The organism is Stutzerimonas stutzeri (assembly GCF_019090095.1).
GTDB lineage: Bacteria > Pseudomonadota > Gammaproteobacteria > Pseudomonadales > Pseudomonadaceae > Stutzerimonas > Stutzerimonas stutzeri_AN.
In genome coordinates this window covers 756517-772465 of the sequence record NZ_JAGQFP010000001.1, presented here as the reverse complement: position 1 = coordinate 772465, position 15949 = coordinate 756517, and the positions used below count along the sequence as shown (strand labels likewise).

The following is a 15949-nucleotide window of genomic DNA, read 5'->3' as shown; positions in this document are numbered from 1 at the left end:
GCTGTCATTCCTTATGCATGGCGTGATAGGCGGCCACGATCTTGTCGGCGTTGGGCAGGGCCCATTGCTCCATGACCGGGGTGAAGGGGATGGGGATGTCTGGGAAGGCCACCCGCTGCGGACGGGCCTTGAGCATGCCGATGTCGTGCTCGACCACACTGGCGATGATTTCGCCGCTGACGCCGAAGCTGTGGTAGTCCTCGTCGATCACGATCAGCCGGCCGGTTTTTTTCACCGAGGCGATGACGTGCTCGCGGTCCAGTGGCACCAGGCTGCGCAGGTCGATGACCTCGGCGCTGACACCGTCCTTCTCCAGCTGCGCGGCGGCGCGCAAGGCGTGATGCACACCGGCGCCGAGGCTGACCAGGCTGACGTCGCGGCCTTCGCGCACGGTGTTGGCCTTGCCGATCTCGATGACGTAGGGCTCTTCCGGCACCGGCACCGTGGCGCCTTTCTCGGTGCCCAGCCAGCCCATGCCCTGTAATGCCTTGTGGAAGAGGTAGACCACCGGGTTGTCGTCGCGAATCGCCGCGGTCATCAGGCCCTTGGCGTCATAGGCGTTGCTCGGCACCACCACCTTCATGCCCGGCAGGTGGGCGAAGGTGCCGTACAGGCACTGCGAATGTTGGCCGGCGTCCGAGTAGCCGGCGCCGGTGGAGGCCATCAGCACCATGGGCACCGGCACCTTGCCGCCGGAGAAGTAGGTGTTCTTGGCCATCAGGTTGTAGATGGCGTCCATGCAGACGCCGAAGAAGTCGACGAACATCAGCTCGACGATCGGCCGCATACCGTCCGAGGCGGCGCCCACCGCGGCGCCGATGAAGGCGGTTTCGGAAATCGGCGTGTCGCGGATGCGCTCCTTGCCGAATTCCTCGTAGAGCCCGCGGGTGTTGCCGAATACGCCGCCGAGCTGGCCGATGTCCTCGCCCATCACGAACACGGACGGGTCCAGGCGCATCTCCTGTGCCACGGCGGCGGCCATGGCGCGGGCGACGGTGAGTTTTTTCTCGCTTGTGGCAGTAGTCATGGGGTTCTCCTGTTCAGCCGGCCAGCGCGCTGGGACTGACGATGATCTTGACGTTGCGGTCCTTGTGGTTGGCCAGCTCCTCGAAGCCCTGTTCGAGGATGTTGTCCAGGCCGATGCGGCCGGTGATCAGCGGGGTGACGTCCATGCGGCCGTCCGTGATCAGGGCGATGACATCGGCGAATTCACCGGCGTAGGCGAGCGAGCCGATCACCTGTTTCTCGGTGGCGACGATCTCGAAGAAGTTGAATTCCGAGGGTTCCTCGAAGATGCCCACCATCACGCAGCGGCCGGCCTTGCGGATCACGTCGATGGCGAGCTTGGCGGTGGACTTGTGGCCGATGCATTCGAAGGAGACGCCGGCACCGTAGCCGCCGGTGAGCGCCTTGATCTCGGCGATGGCGTCGCACTCGCTGGGGTCGATGACCCGGTTGGCGCCGACTTCCAGTGCCTTGGCCTTGCGCGCGGCGGACATCTCCAGCGCGATGACCTGACCGGCGCCCGCGGCTTTGGCGCACATGATGGTGCACAGGCCGATGGTGCCGGCGCCGACCACCACCACGGTTTCGCCAAGCAGGCTGCCGGCCTTCTTCACCGCGTGCATGCCGACGGCCAGCGGTTCGATCAGCGCGCCGGCCTCCAGCGGAAAGCCGTCAGGCAGGCGATAAAGCAACTCGGCCGGCACATTGACGAACTCGGCGAAGGCGCCGTTGTTCATCAGCCCGGTGAACGCCAGCTGTTCGCAGAGGTTGTACTGGCCGGTCTTGCAGAAGCGGCACTGGCCGCAGTGCTGGCAGGCATCGGCGGCAACCTTGTCGCCTGGGGCGTAGCCCTCGACACCGTCACCGGTGGCGACGATCTCGCCGCAGAACTCGTGGCCGAGGATGCACTGGCCCTTGATGCCGGTGAGCGGGTGCGGCGCATCCACCGGGATGAACACGGGGCCGGCAAGGTATTCGTGCAGGTCGGACCCGCAGATCCCGCACCAATGCACGCGGATCTGCACCCAGCCCGGTTGCGGCGCCGTGGGCAACGGCACCTGTTCCAGGCGGATATCCTTGCGGCCGTGCCAGACGGCGGCGGTCATGGTGGCTTGGCTATTCATGGGTGTTCCTCTTGTTGTTCTGGCTTGGGCTTCGTTCGCGAGCAAGCTCATCCCTACGGTCTCGGTTTTCCGCGCACGGCCTTCGTGGGAGCTGGCGAGCTCGCTCACTCCCAGGGTTGATGGGCCTTACACGAACACCTTTTCCAGCGCTTCTTCCGGGCGCGGGTAGGGGCTTTCCCGAGCGAAGGCGATGGCTTCGTCAACGCGGCCGCGTGCGCGGGCCTCGATGTCCTCGGCCTGCGCCGCGCTCATCACACCCTCGTCGATCAGGCGCTGGCGGTATCCGGGAATCGGGTCCTTTTTCATCAGGCCGTCCTTCTCGCCTTCGGGGCGGTAGGTTTCGCCATCGCCCATGAAGTGGCCGGCCAGGCGGTAGGTCTCGATCTCGATCAGGGTCGGGCCGCCTCCGGCGCGGGCGCGCTCGATGGCTTCGCCGGCGGCGCGAAACACACCGTCCGGGTCGTTGTTCTCGACGAATACACCGGGCATGCCGTAGGCCGCGGCGCGTACGTGATGCTGCTTGATGCAGGTGGCGCTGGCCTTGGCCACCGAGATGCCCCAGGCGTTGTCCTCGATGACGAACACCACCGGCAGCTTCCACAGCGCGGCCAGGTTCAGCGTTTCATGGAAGGCGCCCTGGTTGGCTGCACCTTCGCCGATGAAGGACACGGCCACGCCGGGCTTGCCCTGCATCTGCCGCGACAGCGCCGCGCCGACTGCCGGTCCCATGCCCTCGGCGATGATTCCCGAGCAGGAGAAATTCACCCGGCCGTCGAACAGGTGCATGTGGCCGCCGCGGCCGCCGGACAGGCCGGTGGCCTTGCCGAAGATCTCGGCCATCATCTCGTTGAGGTCCACACCCTTGGCCACGGCGATGTGGTGTGGGCGGTGGGTGGCAGTGACGATGTCCGTCGCCTCGAGGTGCGCACAGACGCCCACCGCGCAAGGCTCCTGGCCGTTGGAAAGGTGCATCTCGCCGGGGATCGGGCCCTTGGCCATGTTGAACACCGGGGTCTTGCCTTCCATGTAGATGCGCTCGATGGATTCCTCCATGTAGCGGCTGGTCAGCATCTGTTCGTACATCCACAGGCGCTGCGTGTCGTTGGGCTGTGTCATGGGTGGGCTCCCTTGATTGATAGTCAGATCGCACGCTGGTTGAGCAGACGGCCGATCTGGTCGGCCTGGCGCAGGGCCAGCGCGACGATGGTGAGGGTGGGGTTCTGGCCGCCACTGGTGGTGAACTGGCTGCCGTCGGAGACGAACAGGTTGGGGATGTCGTGGCTCTGGCCCCACTTGTTCACCACGCCGTCACGGGCCTTGGCGCTCATGCGGTTGGTGCCCATGTTGTGGCTGGCCGGGTAGGGCGGCAGCTCGATCACATCGGTGGCACCGACGGCCTCGTAGCACTTGGCGGTGGCGGCGACGCCGTGCTTGCGCATCGCGGCGTCCATCGGGTGGTCGCTCTTGGTCACCACCGGTACGGGCAGGCCGTACTGGTCCTTTTCGGTGGCATGCAGGGTGATGCGGTTGCTCTCCAGCGGCAGGTCTTCACCGCATAGCCAGACGCCGGACATGTGGTCGTACTTTTCCATGCGCGAGCTGAACTGACGGCCCCAACCCTTGGGTGTCGGGTCGAGGAAAGCGGAGAGGAAGGGCAGGCCGAGGGCGAGAATTTCCAGCCGATAGCCACCAACGAAGCCGCGAGAAGGGTCGTTGTAGGACTCGTCGGAAATGACCCCGGCACAGGTGGTGCCGCGGTACATGTGCACCGGCTTGGGCATCACCGCGAAGATGCCGGCGGTGGTGTGGGTCATGTAGTTGCGCCCGACCTGCCCGGAGGAATTGGCCAGCCCGTCGGGGAACATCGAGGAAGCGGAGTTGAGCAGCAGACGCGGCGACTCGATGGAGTTGCCCGCCACGCAGACCACCCGAGCCTTCTGCCGCTGGATGTTGCCCTGGGCATCGGCATAGACCACCGCACTGGCGCGGCCCTTGGCGTCGTGTTCGATGCGCAGCACCATCGATTGCGGGCGCACTTCGCAGTAGCCGCTCGCTTCGGCGCGCGGAATGTCGGTGTAGAGCGTCGACCACTTCGCGCCCATCTTGCAGCCCTGCATGCAGAAGCCGATCTGCTGGCAGGCGGCGCGGTCGTCGTAGGGCTCGGTGTTGATCGCCATTGGCCCGGAGAGAATCTCCTTGTAGCCGACCCGCTTGGCGCCGGTGGCCAGCACCTTGAAAGAGTTGTGCCACGGGTGGTACGCCATGCCGGTGCTCGGGCCGGTCACGCCCATGTGCTTCTCGGCTTTCTCGTACCAAGGCGCCATCTCTTCCAGCGTCACCGGCCAGTCGAGCAGGTTGGCGCCTGCGATATCGCCGTTGATGCTTCGCATCTTGAATTCGAAATCACGAAAGCGCAGGGCGATGCCGGCCCAATGCACCGTGCTGCCGCCGACCGCCTTGACGATCCACGCCGGCAGGCTGGGGTTGTTCTCGGCCAGGTGCCAGCCGCCTGCGGCGATGCGTTTATCGAGCCAGGAGATCTTCTTGAACATCGCCCACTCGTCGTTCTCGATGTCATCGAGGGTGAAGCGCTTGCCGGCTTCGAGCACCACGCTGCGAATCTTCTGTTTGGCCAGCGCGTTGGCCATCGTCCCGCCGCCGGCACCGGAGCCGATAATCACCACGACGCCATCGTCGTCCTGAGCGAAAGTTGCCATGGAGTAATCCTCATCTTGTTTTTGTTGTGTTCCCGCTCGCGCGGGCAGGGTGTGTGTTCAGAGCCAGTCGATATCGTCGAAGCCGCGATGGGCGTAGCCGCCTTTCTCCCAGGAGGAGCCTTCGTAACCGAACAGGGGGAACAGCGTCTTGTTGTCGTAGAGGCCGAACATCAGGCTGCCGCGCACCGCCTTGAAGAAGGGCGTGGCTTCGATCTCGGTCAGCAGGGCGACCCGGTCGGCTTCGCCAAGCTGCTCGAAGCGCGCGTCGTACGCCTGACCGGCACGCGTCTGCAGGTGCGCCAGCCCGCTGGCCACCAGCTCAGGCTGTTCGTCCACCAGGCCCAGCAGCGGCTCGATGTAATGGCGATCACTGATGAAATCGTGCGGGAAGATGTCACGGCCCATGCGCAGCAGACCGTCGGGGAGGTCCGGCAGCTTGTCATCGGCGAGCAGGTTGACCGGAATGAGCTGAGCGAGGCCCATGACGGCGAGGGATTGACCGGAAAGCGAGAGGAAGCGCCGCCGGTTGAGCGTGTCGCTCCTACCTAAGGAATTGTGCATGACATGACTCCTGATTATTACCAGCAGTTCTGATGTCAATCAGGCTGCGGTGATCTTGTTATGCGAGAGTTGTTCCGCAAAACAGATCGAGCAGTTGTCATGCCAACTTTTAAATGTATTGTGTTATTACGTTAAACCATTGATTAAAAACGATAAAATATTCCAGTGATAGGCCGTTGTAATGAACCTGTAAAACGCTTCCGGCGTTACACCTGTAAAGAGCTGTAAAGCGTTTTACACCGCCAACGAGCTATCGGTAGTACCAGGCCGTACATCCAAAGTTTAGGCTGGTCAGGTCATCGCAATGGTTTATCCTGACAATCATTGAACAACAATAAAGCGTTATGCCGGAAGCACTCGCATTGACGATGCCGGTGCTTCGAGGAGAGTGCATGAATATGCTGTCCGGCCCTGTAAGCCATATCGACGCGGTGCTTTCGTTGGCCAATGCGCCGCATTTACCCGGCGACCGGGACCCGATCATCGCCCGCTCGTGGCGGCGCTGTGTGCACGATTACGGGCTGGACCCGGCGCGCCCGGCCGAAGCGCGCTTCGTTCCGCGGCAAGTGTTGCGCGAGCACCAGGATCAGGCCGACGAGTTGATCAATGTCGCCCGTGCCGGCGTGGAGCAGCTCTACCGGCAGATCGCCGAACTGGGCTATGTGATCCTGCTGACCGATAACCGCGGCATCGCGGTGCAGTTTCTTGGCGATCCGGCCGACGAGAAGGCCCACCGCAAGACTGGTCTTTACCTGGGCTCGGATTGGGGCGAAGACCATGCGGGCACCTGCGCGGTCGGCACCTGCATCAAGGAGCAGCAGGCGCTGACCTGCCATCAGCATGATCATTTCAGTGCCTGGCACACCAACCTCACCTGCACGGCAGTCCCGATGTTCAACCCGCAGGGGCAGTTGCTGGCCGTGCTCGACATCTCCGCGCTGCATTCGCCGCCGAGCAAGGATTCGCAAACCTTCGCCCTGCAATTGGTCAAGCAATACGCGCGGATGATCGAGGATGCCTACTTCATGCGGCTCTACCGGGATCGGCCGATTCTCGGCTTCGACGGTTCGCGGGAATTCGTGCTGATCAACCGGCGCTACCTGCTGGCGTTGGGCGACGACGGCGAGCTGCTGGCCGGCAATACCGCCGCGCGCGGCCTGCTGGCCGAGCATGGCCTGATGCAGCCTGGTCCGTTCGGGACCCTTGGCCAGGCACGTATCGACCAGCTGTTCGACTGCGAACTGGCCGATGTGCTGAGTATTCCCTACGCCAGCCATGACCAGGTGCGCGCCTTCCGCACCCAGCGTCAGCACCAGCTGTTCTTCGCTGCCTTGCTGGAGCCGCGGCGGCGCGGCGCGGCGCCGGCCGAACGCAGCGTTCCGGGCGGTCACTCGGCCCTCGACGCGCTGGCCGACGACGATCCGGTCATGCGCAAGATGCTCGCCCGCGCCAAGCGCCTGTGCAGCGAACCGCTCAACGTGCTGCTCAATGGCGAGACCGGCACCGGCAAGGAGCGGCTGGCCAAGGCGCTGCATGACAGCGGCTGCCGACGGAGCAAGCCCTTCGTGGCGATCAACTGCGGTGCCGTGCCCGAATCGCTGATCGAAAGCGAGCTGTTCGGCTATGCCCCGGGCACCTTTACCGGGGCGCGCAGCAAGGGCATGCGCGGGCTGATCCAGCAGGCCGACGGCGGCACGTTGTTCCTCGACGAGATCGGCGACATGCCGCTGCACTTGCAGACCCGGTTGTTGCGAGTGCTGGCCGAGCAGGAGGTGATGCCGCTGGGCGCTGAGCAGCCGATAAAGGTGGATATCCGCGTGGTTGCCGCCAGCCACCGCGACCTCCGGCAGATGGTCGAAAGCGGGGCGTTTCGCGAAGACCTGTTCTATCGATTGAACGGCGCCTCGCTGAAGCTGCCACCGTTGCGCGAGCGTGCCGACAAGGGCTTTCTCATCGAGCGCGTCTTTGCCGAACTCGCCGAGGGGCGACCGGGGAGCCCGCATCTGCGCGGCGATGCGATGAGCGCTCTGCTGGCTTATCCGTGGCCGGGCAACATCCGCGAACTGCGAAATGTCCTGCAGTATGCGCTGGCGACCTGCGAGGAAGACGAGATCACCGTTCAGGACCTGCCGGACGAGTGTCTGCCGCGCGTCCTCGCGCGCTGCCGCGACGAGGCTGTCGGTGCGGCCTCGGAGGACGAGCCGGCTCGGGCGCTACGTGAGCTGCTGCGTCGGGAGAACTGGAACGTCAGCGCCGTCGCGCGGGAACTCGGCGTGTCCCGCCCCACGGTGTACCGGCGCATGCGCGTACTCGGTGTCGAGCCGCCTCGGTAATCCAATTCGCTATCGGCCTCTTTGGGGGAGTGGGGCGTGGTTCGCCAGAGGGAGTGTCCGGAGCGTCAGGCGCCAGCCGTATAGGCGGCTCGTGTGTGATGGCGCTTCGTGCATACCAGAACGGGTGCTTATAGCGTTTCGGGCTATGGAGGCCAGGTAATCCGTCGGAAACAGCGTGCTTAGAGAGGCTGTTGGTACGTTATGATAGTGGCACAACGCTATTAACTCGGTGCAGTCATGCCGCTGTCTACGAACCCTTCGTTCGGAAAGATCATTTCCCACCCCGCGACGATCCCCGGGATCGCGTTAGTGTTGGTGGTTTTGATCTGGTCCGTCCTGCTGATCGAGCAGCAGCGCAACCGAGATTTCATCGCACAGAAGGCAGTGGATGAAGCCGCCAATCTTGCGCTGGCCTTCGAGGAGAACGTCGCCAGCACCTTTCAGGACGCCGACACGGCACTGAAACTGCTGCGTCCGGAATGGCAGCGCGGGCCGCAGCACTTCGACGAGCGCGTGCGCGCGCTGCAAAACGCGTTCTACAACGATCTGCTCGTACAGATTGCCGTTATCGGCGCGGACGGCTTTCTGCGCTATTCGAGCCTCGGGCCGCCCAAGGAGGCGATCGATCTGTCCGATCGCGAACACTTCAAGGTTCATCGCGCCTCGACGCTCGATACCTTGCATATCAGCAAACCGGTGCTGGGTCGCGTGTCCGGGCGACACACCATCCAGGTCACGCGGGCGATCAGGGATGGTAAGACATTGATGGGTGTATTGGTCATCTCGCTGGACCCGGATTACTTCACGCGGTTTTTTGGCGGTGTGCAGTTGGGCGAGCGCGGCGCCATCATGCTGGTCGGCACGGACGGTGTCCTGCGTGCGCGGGGCAGTGGCCAAGCCGCAGCGACGAACCTGATCGGTGTCGCGCTTCCGTCCAGCTTGCCCTTCGTCCAGGATGGCTCGCCCCCCAGCGGTAGCGTCCAGGCGCTGAGCCCGATCGACGGCCGCCCGAAAATCTACGTCTATCGGCGTCTGGCCGAGCTATCGCAATCGGTGGTCGTCGCCCTCGATGTGGAGGATGTGTTCGCCGAGCATCACCAGCGTTGGGAGCGGTACAAGGTATGGTCCGCCGGCGTATCGCTCCTGATGATGTTCGGCGCGGCGCTACTGGCCCGCTCGATATCGCTGCAGTTCACCTTTCGCAATCGCTTGTTGGCACTCATCCAAGGGCTGCGCACGTTGAACGATATCGCGGTGAAGCCGGCGACCTTGAACGAGCGAATCGACGCGGCCTTGCAATTGAGTCGGGACTACCTGACTGCCGACTACGCGCTGTACGCCAGCCTGGAGCCGGATGGGTGGACGGTGACCCATTACTGCGCGTCGCCGGCCCTAGACGACGGACTGGACCGGGGCCAGTTGACCGAACTGTTCGCGGCAGCGCTGCGTGAAGTGCATCACAAGGAGGCACCCAGGGCGCTGCGTTCGTTCGAGGCGATCTCGCACCTGTACATACACGGCGCGGACCACGCGGTATCAGCGGTTCCGGTGGTGATCGGCGGCTCGCGCCATGGTGCGGTCGGCTTCGTCTTCACGCCGGCACGGGACGAACCCCGCGGCCGGGATGGCGAGCTTATCCGCCTGGTGGCACGGCTGGTCGGCAGCATGATCAGCGAAGACCTGGCCCGCCGCGAGCTCGAGCGGCTGGCGACGTCCGACTTCCTCACCGGCGCGAAAAGCCGCGGGTTTTTCACCGAAGCGGTTGGCATCGAGATCAGCAACGCGGCGCGTCATGGCCAGCCGTTGTCGCTGGCGCTGATCGACCTGGATTACTTCAAGAGCGTCAACGATCGCTTCGGCCATCCGGTGGGCGATGAGACGCTCCGGATGGTGGCGCGAACCTGTCAACGCGCACTCCGTGCCGGCGACGTCCTGGCCCGCCTGGGTGGTGAGGAATTCGCGGTGTTGATGCCGCGTGCGACGGAAGCGGACGCGATGGAGATCGCCGAGCGGCTTAAATGCTCCATTGCGCAAGGTACTGTTTCGTCGGGCGAGCTGAACGTCTCCATCACCGCCAGCCTCGGCGTTGCACAGCTTGCCGCCGGCGAGGACTTCGCGGCCTTCTACAACAAGGCCGACAAGGCGCTGTACGCGGCCAAGCAGCGCGGAAGGGACTGCGTGGTCGCGGCGAGCGACGTCCTGGCTGGATGAACCGAGCGCCTTGTCCGGCTAGCCGTTGCGGCCGGCGCGGCGCATGCGCGCGCGGCCTGCTGGCCGAGCATAGCCTGATGCAGCCTGGGCCGTTCGGGACCCTTGACCAAGCACGTATCGACCAGCTGTTCGACTGCGCGAGCTGGCCGATGTGCTGAGTATTCCTATGCCAGTCATGACCAGGTGCGCCTTCCGCCCCCCGATGAGCGCTCTGCTGGCCTATCCGTGGCCGGGCAATATCCGCGAACTGCGAAATGTCCTGCAGTATGCGCTGGCGACTTGCGAGGAAGACGAGATCACCGTTCAGGACCTGCCGGACGAGTGCCTGCCCCGCGTCCTCGCGCGCTGCCGCGACGAGGCTGTCGGTCCGGCCTCGGAGTACGAGCCGGCTCGGGCGCTACGTGAGCTGCTGCGTCGGGAAAACTGGAACGTCAGCGCCATCGCATTCATGGTGAAAAGTTCGGCCTGCCCAAAAAATGCCAGAACGCCTTGGCGCCAACGCCCCCAAGCTTCAGAATCGCTCTCCCTCGGTCTTTTTTCTGCCCGCATAATCACGGGCAAACTGCCACGCTACACGCCCAGAGCGTGTCCCGCGCTGTGTGGCCCACTGCAATGATTCGGTTCTGATGTCTTCGTCGGAATGCAAGTCCAGGCCGAAGTGGTCCAGCCAATGCGCCACCGCGTGCAAATATTCGTCCTGGCTGAACGAGTAAAAATGAAGGTGGAGCCCAAAGCGATCGGACAACGATATTTTTTCCTCGATCGAATCGCCAGGATGAATTTCCCCTTGGTCGTCGCTTCTTCGTTCCAGGTTGTCGCTCATGCGTTCGCTGACCATGTGCCTACGATTGGACGTGGCATAGATCAGCACGTTGGGCGATGGCCCCGCGACGGAGCCGTCGAGCACGGTCTTCAAGCCCTTGTAGCCATGCTCGCCTTCCTCGAACGACAGGTCATCACAGAAGATTAGATAGCTTCTGGTGTCATGCTGGATCAGGTTCACGATGTGCGGAAGGTCATCCAGCGACTGTTTTTCGACCTCGATGAGGCGTAAGCCTTCGGGATGGAATGCAGCCAGGCACGCGCGCACCAAAGAGGATTTTCCTGTCCCACGCGCACCCGTCATCAGGACATTGTTAGCCGGATGGCCTTGCACGAACTGCTTGGTGTTCTGGTACAGCCTCTCGCTTTGCCGGTCGATATTGCGCAAGTCTGAGAACGAGATCAATTGCGGCGAATCAACCGGAACCAACTGCCCCTGCATGAAGAAGCCGCGCCCGGGCTGCCAGCGATAGGCCAGCGCTTCCGGCAAGGGCCTGTCGTCTGGCGGCAAGCCTCCGGGAGTGAAACGCTCAAGTGCCGCAGACAGACGATTCAGGGCTTGCGTAAGGTCGGTGGCGTGCTCCGGCGTGAAAAGCGGGGAACTCATGCTACTTTCCTTTCGAACGTGCCAATCCGCAGCGTCTGAGCAATGAATACTCCTAACAGGGCAACACTTCCACCAATAAGATGATGCCACCCCAACTGCTCATTCAGCAGCACGATCGCCAATCCAGCCGTCATGATGGGCAGCACGTTCATGAACACGCTGCAACGATTCGGTCCCAGGTGTTCGACACCTTTAATCCAGAAGAAGGGCAAGACAACGGAAGCCAGGATGCCCGCATAAAGGATAAGCGGTATCGTCGATGCATCCAGTGAAGCCTGTCCGGCTGGAACCAGCAGCAGCATCGGAAGCATGAATACCAGCGCCGACGAGGCCTGTAAGTAAGTCGATTGCCACGCCGGCAAGGCAATACGCCATCTGCGCAGCAGGACGCTGTAGGACGCATAGCAAAGCGCTGCCCCAAGCATCAGCATGTCCCCGACGCGGTAATTGCCCTTGAGCAATTCAGCGGGCGCCCCCTCGCTGATGAGGTAGGCCGTTCCCCATAGGGCAATGGTGCCACCCAATATCATGCCCAGCGAAGGATGCTCTCTCAGTACAAGTGAACTGACCAGCATGGTCAACAATGGCGTCAAGGCCGTGATGATTGCCATGTTGGTCGCTGTCGAGGTGTCCGCCGCCCAGTACGACAGGCATTGGTAGAACGCCATGCTGAGAAAACCGAGGAGCATGAGTTTGGGCCAAGAGCGCCTGATGATGGCGCGATTGCGCCATGTGGGGCCGGCCACGAAAAGGCTCATGACGGCAACCGCCAGCGCCAGTCGATAAAAGGTGATCGCCAGCGGGGAAATACTCCCCGCTGCCATCTTGGAAACAATAACGTTGCCAGCCCAAAGTGCCATGGCAAATATAGGAAACAACATGAATCTCATGCTCGTCCTCTGCATACACGCAAAGAAATCTATCGTAGATCAGGTCGGGCCGAGCTGTATTAAGATAAAGTGGCAGTTATTATCTTAAAAGGGTCACTCTGATAGTGGCAGACTCTCGGCATCACCTGCCCTTCGAGGAAGCACAGCGCCCGGTGACAGGTCTGGCGGTGGAGTACCCTCACGGGCACGTCATTGCTCCACACAAGCACAAGCGCTCGCAATTTCTGTACGCCACGCAAGGCGTGATGGTGATCGCTACCAATCGCGGGCGCTGGGTCGTCCCGCCCACGCGTGGCGTCTGGCTTCAGGCGAATGTCGAGCATACTGTTCGCATGCGCGGGCCGGTCAGCATGCGAACCATGTTCGTGGATCAGGATGCCGCGCCACACCTTCCGACGGAGAACTGCGTCCTCAGCGTATCGCCCTTGTTGCGCGAGCTGGTGTTGGAAGCGTCACGGATACCGCTGGACTACGACCTCGACGGCCGCAACGGACGTCTGATGCGCCTACTGCTCGACGAGATCCAGACGCTCCCCGTCTTGCCTTTTCATCTGCCGTGGCCGCAGGACAGGCGCCTGAGCCAGGTTTGCACGCGCCTGGCTCAGCAGCCGGATGACCCCGCAACGGTCATCGAATGGGCCGAACGCCTCGCCATGAGTAAGAAGACGTTCCACCGCCAGTTCAAGAACCACACCGGCATCACATTCGGGCAATGGCGCCAATTAGCGCGCCTGCTGTTGTCGCTCGAAAGCCTGGCCGAAGGTACACCGATCGTGCAGGTTGCGCTGGAGCATGGTTACAGCAGCCAGAGCGCTTATACCGTCATGTTCAAGCGCTACTTCGGCATGCCGCCATCGGCTTTTTATCGGGGGTGACAGCGAAGCGACCGCATGTCCCGCAGCGCGAACGATCCGCTCGTGCAGAAGCACTCATCCAAGGGCTGCGCACGTTGAACGATATCGCGGTGAAAGCGGCGACGTTGAACGAGCGAATCGACGCGGCGATCGTTTCGGCCATCCGGTGGGTGATAAGACGCTCCGGATGGTGGTGCGAACCTGTCAACGCGCACTCCGTGCCGGCGACGTCCTGCCCCGCCTGGGTGGTGAGGAACTCGCGGTCTTGATGCCGCGTGCGCCCGAAGCGGATGCGATGGAGATCGCCGAGCGGCTTAAATGCTCCATTGCGCAAGGCACTGTTTCGTCGGGCGAGCTGAACGTCTCCATCACCGCCAGCCTCGGCGTTGCACAGCTTGCCGCCGGCGAGGACTTCGCGGCCTTCTACAACAAGGCCGACAAGGCGCTGTACGCGGCCAAGCAGCGCGGAAGGGACCGCGTGGTCGCGGCGAGCGACGTCCTGGCTGGATGAACCGGGCGCCTTGTCCGGCTACCCGTTGCGGCCAGCGCGGCGCATGTGCGCGCGATGAGTTAACCGGCAAGTGCCTCGACGCTGGCGACTTCGTCGAGGATCGCGGCATCGAGCCGAAGCAGCCGCACGGTGCGGTCGTCGCGGAGACTGGCCGGGGCGTGATCGGGCGGCAAGCGCATCAACGAACCGGCCAGATTCAGCACCAGTGCTTCGCGACAGACTACATCGGCAGCTAACCCATAGAAGGTGCTGCTCACCTGGCGCAGCTGAAGAGGTAGTGCCCACCGCGAACGCAAGGCCGAGCCGAAACCGGCCGCGTAGCCTGCGAGCACCGACTCGATCTGCTCTTCTTCGAGCCCTTCGCCGCTGTCGAGCCAGTCTTGCAACGTTCGTAGTAGCGCGAGTTCGCCGATGTTGTGCAACAGCCCGGCGGTATAGCAGAGCTCGACGTCGAGCTTCGCCTTGCGCGCCAGCCATTCAGCCAACTGCGCGGCGCGTTGGGCCTCCGCGCAGATGGTCGCGGCGCGGCGCGAAAGACGCTCATCAGCCAGGATGGCGCTGTGCTGCAAGGCCATGGCCAGGACCAGGTTGAGCGCGCGCTTGAGCCCGAGCCTCGGCAATGCCTGGGACAACGACTGGCATACGCTGGCCTGGTGCTGCGCGGCGCTGTTGGCGAGCTGAATCAGCCGCGCGGTGACTTGCGGGTCTTTGACGAGCTGTTGCTCGATGAGGCTCAGGTCCTTGTCCTCGGCGCTCAGGCATTCCTGAATTGCAATCTGGACCGCTTCGAGCATCGGCGCGCCGCGGTTGTTGTTGCGCATTCGCTCGAGGAACGCCTCCAGGCCGGGTCCTTGATGATCGGCGGGCACCGGCAGGCCGCGTGGCGGTCGCGGCAGTAGGGTCAGTAGGCGCCGCTGCAGCTCGTCGAGATTGCAGGGCTTACCGAGGTAGGCGTGGGGCCGTAGCGGGCGGGCAGCCTTGACGCTTTCGGCATCCAGCCGTTGGCTGATCAAGATGCAGGGCAGCAGCCGTGCCGAGGCGCCCTGGCGCAGTTGAGCCAGCAGCGAGAAGCCATCCAGCTCGTCCAGTTCGCCGTCCACAATCAATAGATCAGGTGCCTGTCGGTGGCAGGCGGCGAGCGCCGAGTGGCCGTCGTGCACCTGCATGACGCGAGTCCTCGGCGCTAGGCTTTCAACCAGCTGGGCCAGCTGATCCGCTCGCCAGGGCTCGCTGTAGGCGATCAGCACATAGGAAATGGCGCTCGGCCGCAGGTCACCGCCGGTGATCGGATGAGGCTGTTGTGGCGAAACCGAGCGCTTGACCATTAGATTGATTCCCAAAATTACGGCCGTAATTTTGCTATGCAATCCTTAAAGACTTTTATGCCAGATTGTCGCACCTGCAAGGCGCCCGTCCGGAGAGCCGATAAGTGGCCGTTCGGTCACAGGCTCGTTGACGGGTGCTCACCCTAAGCCTGGGCCCGCCACGGCGCCGCCGGGACAGCGGAGCGAACTACCCTTATGGGCGCTCGGCGCCCATCCGAGCGCTGATTTCCCGTGCGACCTGCAACAAACGCTGTGCCTCGACGCCGCCTGGTTCGACCACGAAACCGGGCTCGGCGCCGACCACGGTGATGACGCCTGCCAATCGCTGGCCGTGACTGAACAGCGGCGCGGACAGCGCATTGACCCCCGCCATCAGCAGGCCGTGCACGTGCTGGACGTGTGTGCGCTGGAGTTCGCTCATGGTCGCGAGCAGTGCCTCGGAGGAAGGGGCGGACGGCAGCTTCATCTCCGCTTCGCGCAGCGCGGCGGTCTCGGCGTTCGGCATGAAGGCGTTGAATACCAGACCGGTGGACGAGCCCAGCAATGGCAGCACGGAGCCCACCTGGGTGATGAGCGTCACCGCGCGCACCGCTTGCTCGACATGCACCACCGCTGGACCCCGGTTACCCCAAACAGCGAGAAAGCAGGTCTCGTTGAGCTCGTCGCGCAGCTGTACCAGATGAGGTGTCGCCAACTTGACCACATCCAACCTACCCAACGCTGCCAGCCCAACGAACAGCGCGGCGCGGCCCAGCCCGTAATGGTTGGTCAATGGATCCTGTTCGGCGAAACCGCTTGCCATCAAAGCTTGCAGATAGCGATGCACTTTGCTGGCCGGCATGCCGACGTGCTCGGCCAGGCGTGACAGCGAGGTCGCCGGCGCCAGTTCGGCCAGCGCCGTGAGGATGTCCGTACCCACTTCCGCCGCCTGCACTTTCTGCCGCCGGGGTGCTGCTTGCGCGTTGCTGTCTGCCATGAGCTCGACTGTC

The 15949-nt window shown here is 63.3% G+C and carries 13 protein-coding genes and 1 pseudogene; 5 read left to right on the top strand and 9 right to left on the bottom strand.

Annotated elements, in window-relative coordinates; all coding sequences use genetic code 11:
- Window positions 1-4 precede the first annotated feature (4 nt).
- The 5 genes from KVO92_RS03255 to KVO92_RS03235 form a co-directional block, all read right to left on the bottom strand.
- On the bottom strand, window positions 5-1027 hold the full coding sequence (locus KVO92_RS03255) for an alpha-ketoacid dehydrogenase subunit beta (protein ID WP_217474247.1): 1023 nt from the start codon (window positions 1025-1027) through the stop codon (window positions 5-7).
- Window positions 1028-1040: 13 nt separating this feature from the next.
- On the bottom strand, window positions 1041-2111 hold the full coding sequence (locus KVO92_RS03250; protein ID WP_254621345.1) for a 2,3-butanediol dehydrogenase: 1071 nt from the start codon (window positions 2109-2111) through the stop codon (window positions 1041-1043).
- Between the two features lie 144 nt (window positions 2112-2255).
- Window positions 2256-3245 (bottom strand): thiamine pyrophosphate-dependent dehydrogenase E1 component subunit alpha, encoded by a 990-nt coding sequence (locus KVO92_RS03245; RefSeq protein WP_217474245.1) that lies wholly within the window; start codon window positions 3243-3245, stop codon window positions 2256-2258.
- Between the two features lie 23 nt (window positions 3246-3268).
- Window positions 3269-4846 (bottom strand): GMC family oxidoreductase, encoded by a 1578-nt coding sequence (locus KVO92_RS03240; RefSeq protein ID WP_217474244.1) that lies wholly within the window; start codon window positions 4844-4846, stop codon window positions 3269-3271.
- Between the two features lie 57 nt (window positions 4847-4903).
- Window positions 4904-5407 (bottom strand): gluconate 2-dehydrogenase subunit 3 family protein, encoded by a 504-nt coding sequence (locus KVO92_RS03235; protein WP_217474243.1) that lies wholly within the window; start codon window positions 5405-5407, stop codon window positions 4904-4906.
- Between the two features lie 392 nt (window positions 5408-5799).
- On the opposite strand from KVO92_RS03235, the gene KVO92_RS03230 reads away from it, so the two are divergent.
- The 3 genes and pseudogenes from KVO92_RS03230 to KVO92_RS22580 all read left to right on the top strand — a co-directional run.
- Entirely contained in the window at window positions 5800-7740 is a 1941-nt protein-coding gene (locus KVO92_RS03230) for a sigma-54-dependent Fis family transcriptional regulator (protein ID WP_217474242.1), read from the top strand.
- A gap of 237 nt (window positions 7741-7977) precedes the next feature.
- Window positions 7978-9951 (top strand): sensor domain-containing diguanylate cyclase, encoded by a 1974-nt coding sequence (locus tag KVO92_RS03225; protein ID WP_217474241.1) that lies wholly within the window; start codon window positions 7978-7980, stop codon window positions 9949-9951.
- A 202-nt stretch (window positions 9952-10153) separates the two neighbouring features.
- Window positions 10154-10396 (top strand): annotated as a pseudogene (locus KVO92_RS22580) (sigma-54-dependent Fis family transcriptional regulator); the annotation flags it as partial.
- 66 nt (window positions 10397-10462) lie between these two features.
- Here KVO92_RS22580 and KVO92_RS03220 read toward each other — a convergent pair.
- Both KVO92_RS03220 and KVO92_RS03215 read right to left on the bottom strand, forming a co-directional pair.
- A complete protein-coding gene (locus tag KVO92_RS03220; RefSeq protein WP_217474240.1) occupies window positions 10463-11380 on the bottom strand; it encodes an ATP-binding protein in 918 nt (305 codons plus the stop codon).
- Window positions 11377-12270, bottom strand: a complete 894-nt coding sequence (locus KVO92_RS03215; RefSeq protein ID WP_217474239.1) for a DMT family transporter — start codon at window positions 12268-12270, stop codon at window positions 11377-11379. Before KVO92_RS03215 ends, KVO92_RS03220 begins: the two co-directional genes overlap by 4 nt.
- A gap of 104 nt (window positions 12271-12374) precedes the next feature.
- On the opposite strand from KVO92_RS03215, the gene KVO92_RS03210 reads away from it, so the two are divergent.
- Both KVO92_RS03210 and KVO92_RS22745 read left to right on the top strand, forming a co-directional pair.
- A complete protein-coding gene (locus tag KVO92_RS03210) occupies window positions 12375-13145 on the top strand; it encodes an AraC family transcriptional regulator (RefSeq protein ID WP_217474238.1) in 771 nt (256 codons plus the stop codon).
- Complete coding sequence (locus KVO92_RS22745) at window positions 13063-13635, top strand: GGDEF domain-containing protein (RefSeq protein WP_272876488.1); 573 nt, start codon at window positions 13063-13065, stop codon at window positions 13633-13635. Before KVO92_RS03210 ends, KVO92_RS22745 begins: the two co-directional genes overlap by 83 nt.
- A 59-nt stretch (window positions 13636-13694) precedes the next feature.
- Here the strand turns inward: KVO92_RS22745 and KVO92_RS03200 are convergent, their stop codons facing one another.
- Together KVO92_RS03200 and KVO92_RS03195 are read right to left on the bottom strand one after the other, a co-directional pair.
- Window positions 13695-14960, bottom strand: coding sequence for an HDOD domain-containing protein (locus tag KVO92_RS03200; protein ID WP_423836219.1), 1266 nt, complete (start codon window positions 14958-14960; stop codon window positions 13695-13697).
- Window positions 14961-15153: 193 nt separating this feature from the next.
- Window positions 15154-15936, bottom strand: a complete 783-nt coding sequence (locus KVO92_RS03195; RefSeq protein ID WP_217474236.1) for an IclR family transcriptional regulator — start codon at window positions 15934-15936, stop codon at window positions 15154-15156.
- Between the last annotated feature and the right edge of the window lie 13 nt (window positions 15937-15949).

Coding starts and splice junctions, on each gene's coding strand:
- KVO92_RS03255 (WP_217474247.1), bottom strand. CDS start 1,027: ATGACTACTGCCACAAGCGAGAAAAAACTCACCGTCGCCCGCGCCATG.
- KVO92_RS03250 (WP_254621345.1), bottom strand. CDS start 2,111: ATGACCGCCGCCGTCTGGCACGGCCGCAAGGATATCCGCCTGGAACAG.
- KVO92_RS03245 (WP_217474245.1), bottom strand. CDS start 3,245: ATGACACAGCCCAACGACACGCAGCGCCTGTGGATGTACGAACAGATG.
- KVO92_RS03240 (WP_217474244.1), bottom strand. CDS start 4,846: ATGGCAACTTTCGCTCAGGACGACGATGGCGTCGTGGTGATTATCGGC.
- KVO92_RS03235 (WP_217474243.1), bottom strand. CDS start 5,407: ATGCACAATTCCTTAGGTAGGAGCGACACGCTCAACCGGCGGCGCTTC.
- KVO92_RS03230 (WP_217474242.1), top strand. CDS start 5,800: ATGAATATGCTGTCCGGCCCTGTAAGCCATATCGACGCGGTGCTTTCG.
- KVO92_RS03225 (WP_217474241.1), top strand. CDS start 7,978: ATGCCGCTGTCTACGAACCCTTCGTTCGGAAAGATCATTTCCCACCCC.
- KVO92_RS03220 (WP_217474240.1), bottom strand. CDS start 11,380: ATGAGTTCCCCGCTTTTCACGCCGGAGCACGCCACCGACCTTACGCAA.
- KVO92_RS03215 (WP_217474239.1), bottom strand. CDS start 12,270: ATGAGATTCATGTTGTTTCCTATATTTGCCATGGCACTTTGGGCTGGC.
- KVO92_RS22745 (WP_272876488.1), top strand. CDS start 13,063: ATGGTTACAGCAGCCAGAGCGCTTATACCGTCATGTTCAAGCGCTACT.
- KVO92_RS03200 (WP_423836219.1), bottom strand. CDS start 14,960: ATGGTCAAGCGCTCGGTTTCGCCACAACAGCCTCATCCGATCACCGGC.
- KVO92_RS03195 (WP_217474236.1), bottom strand. CDS start 15,936: ATGGCAGACAGCAACGCGCAAGCAGCACCCCGGCGGCAGAAAGTGCAG.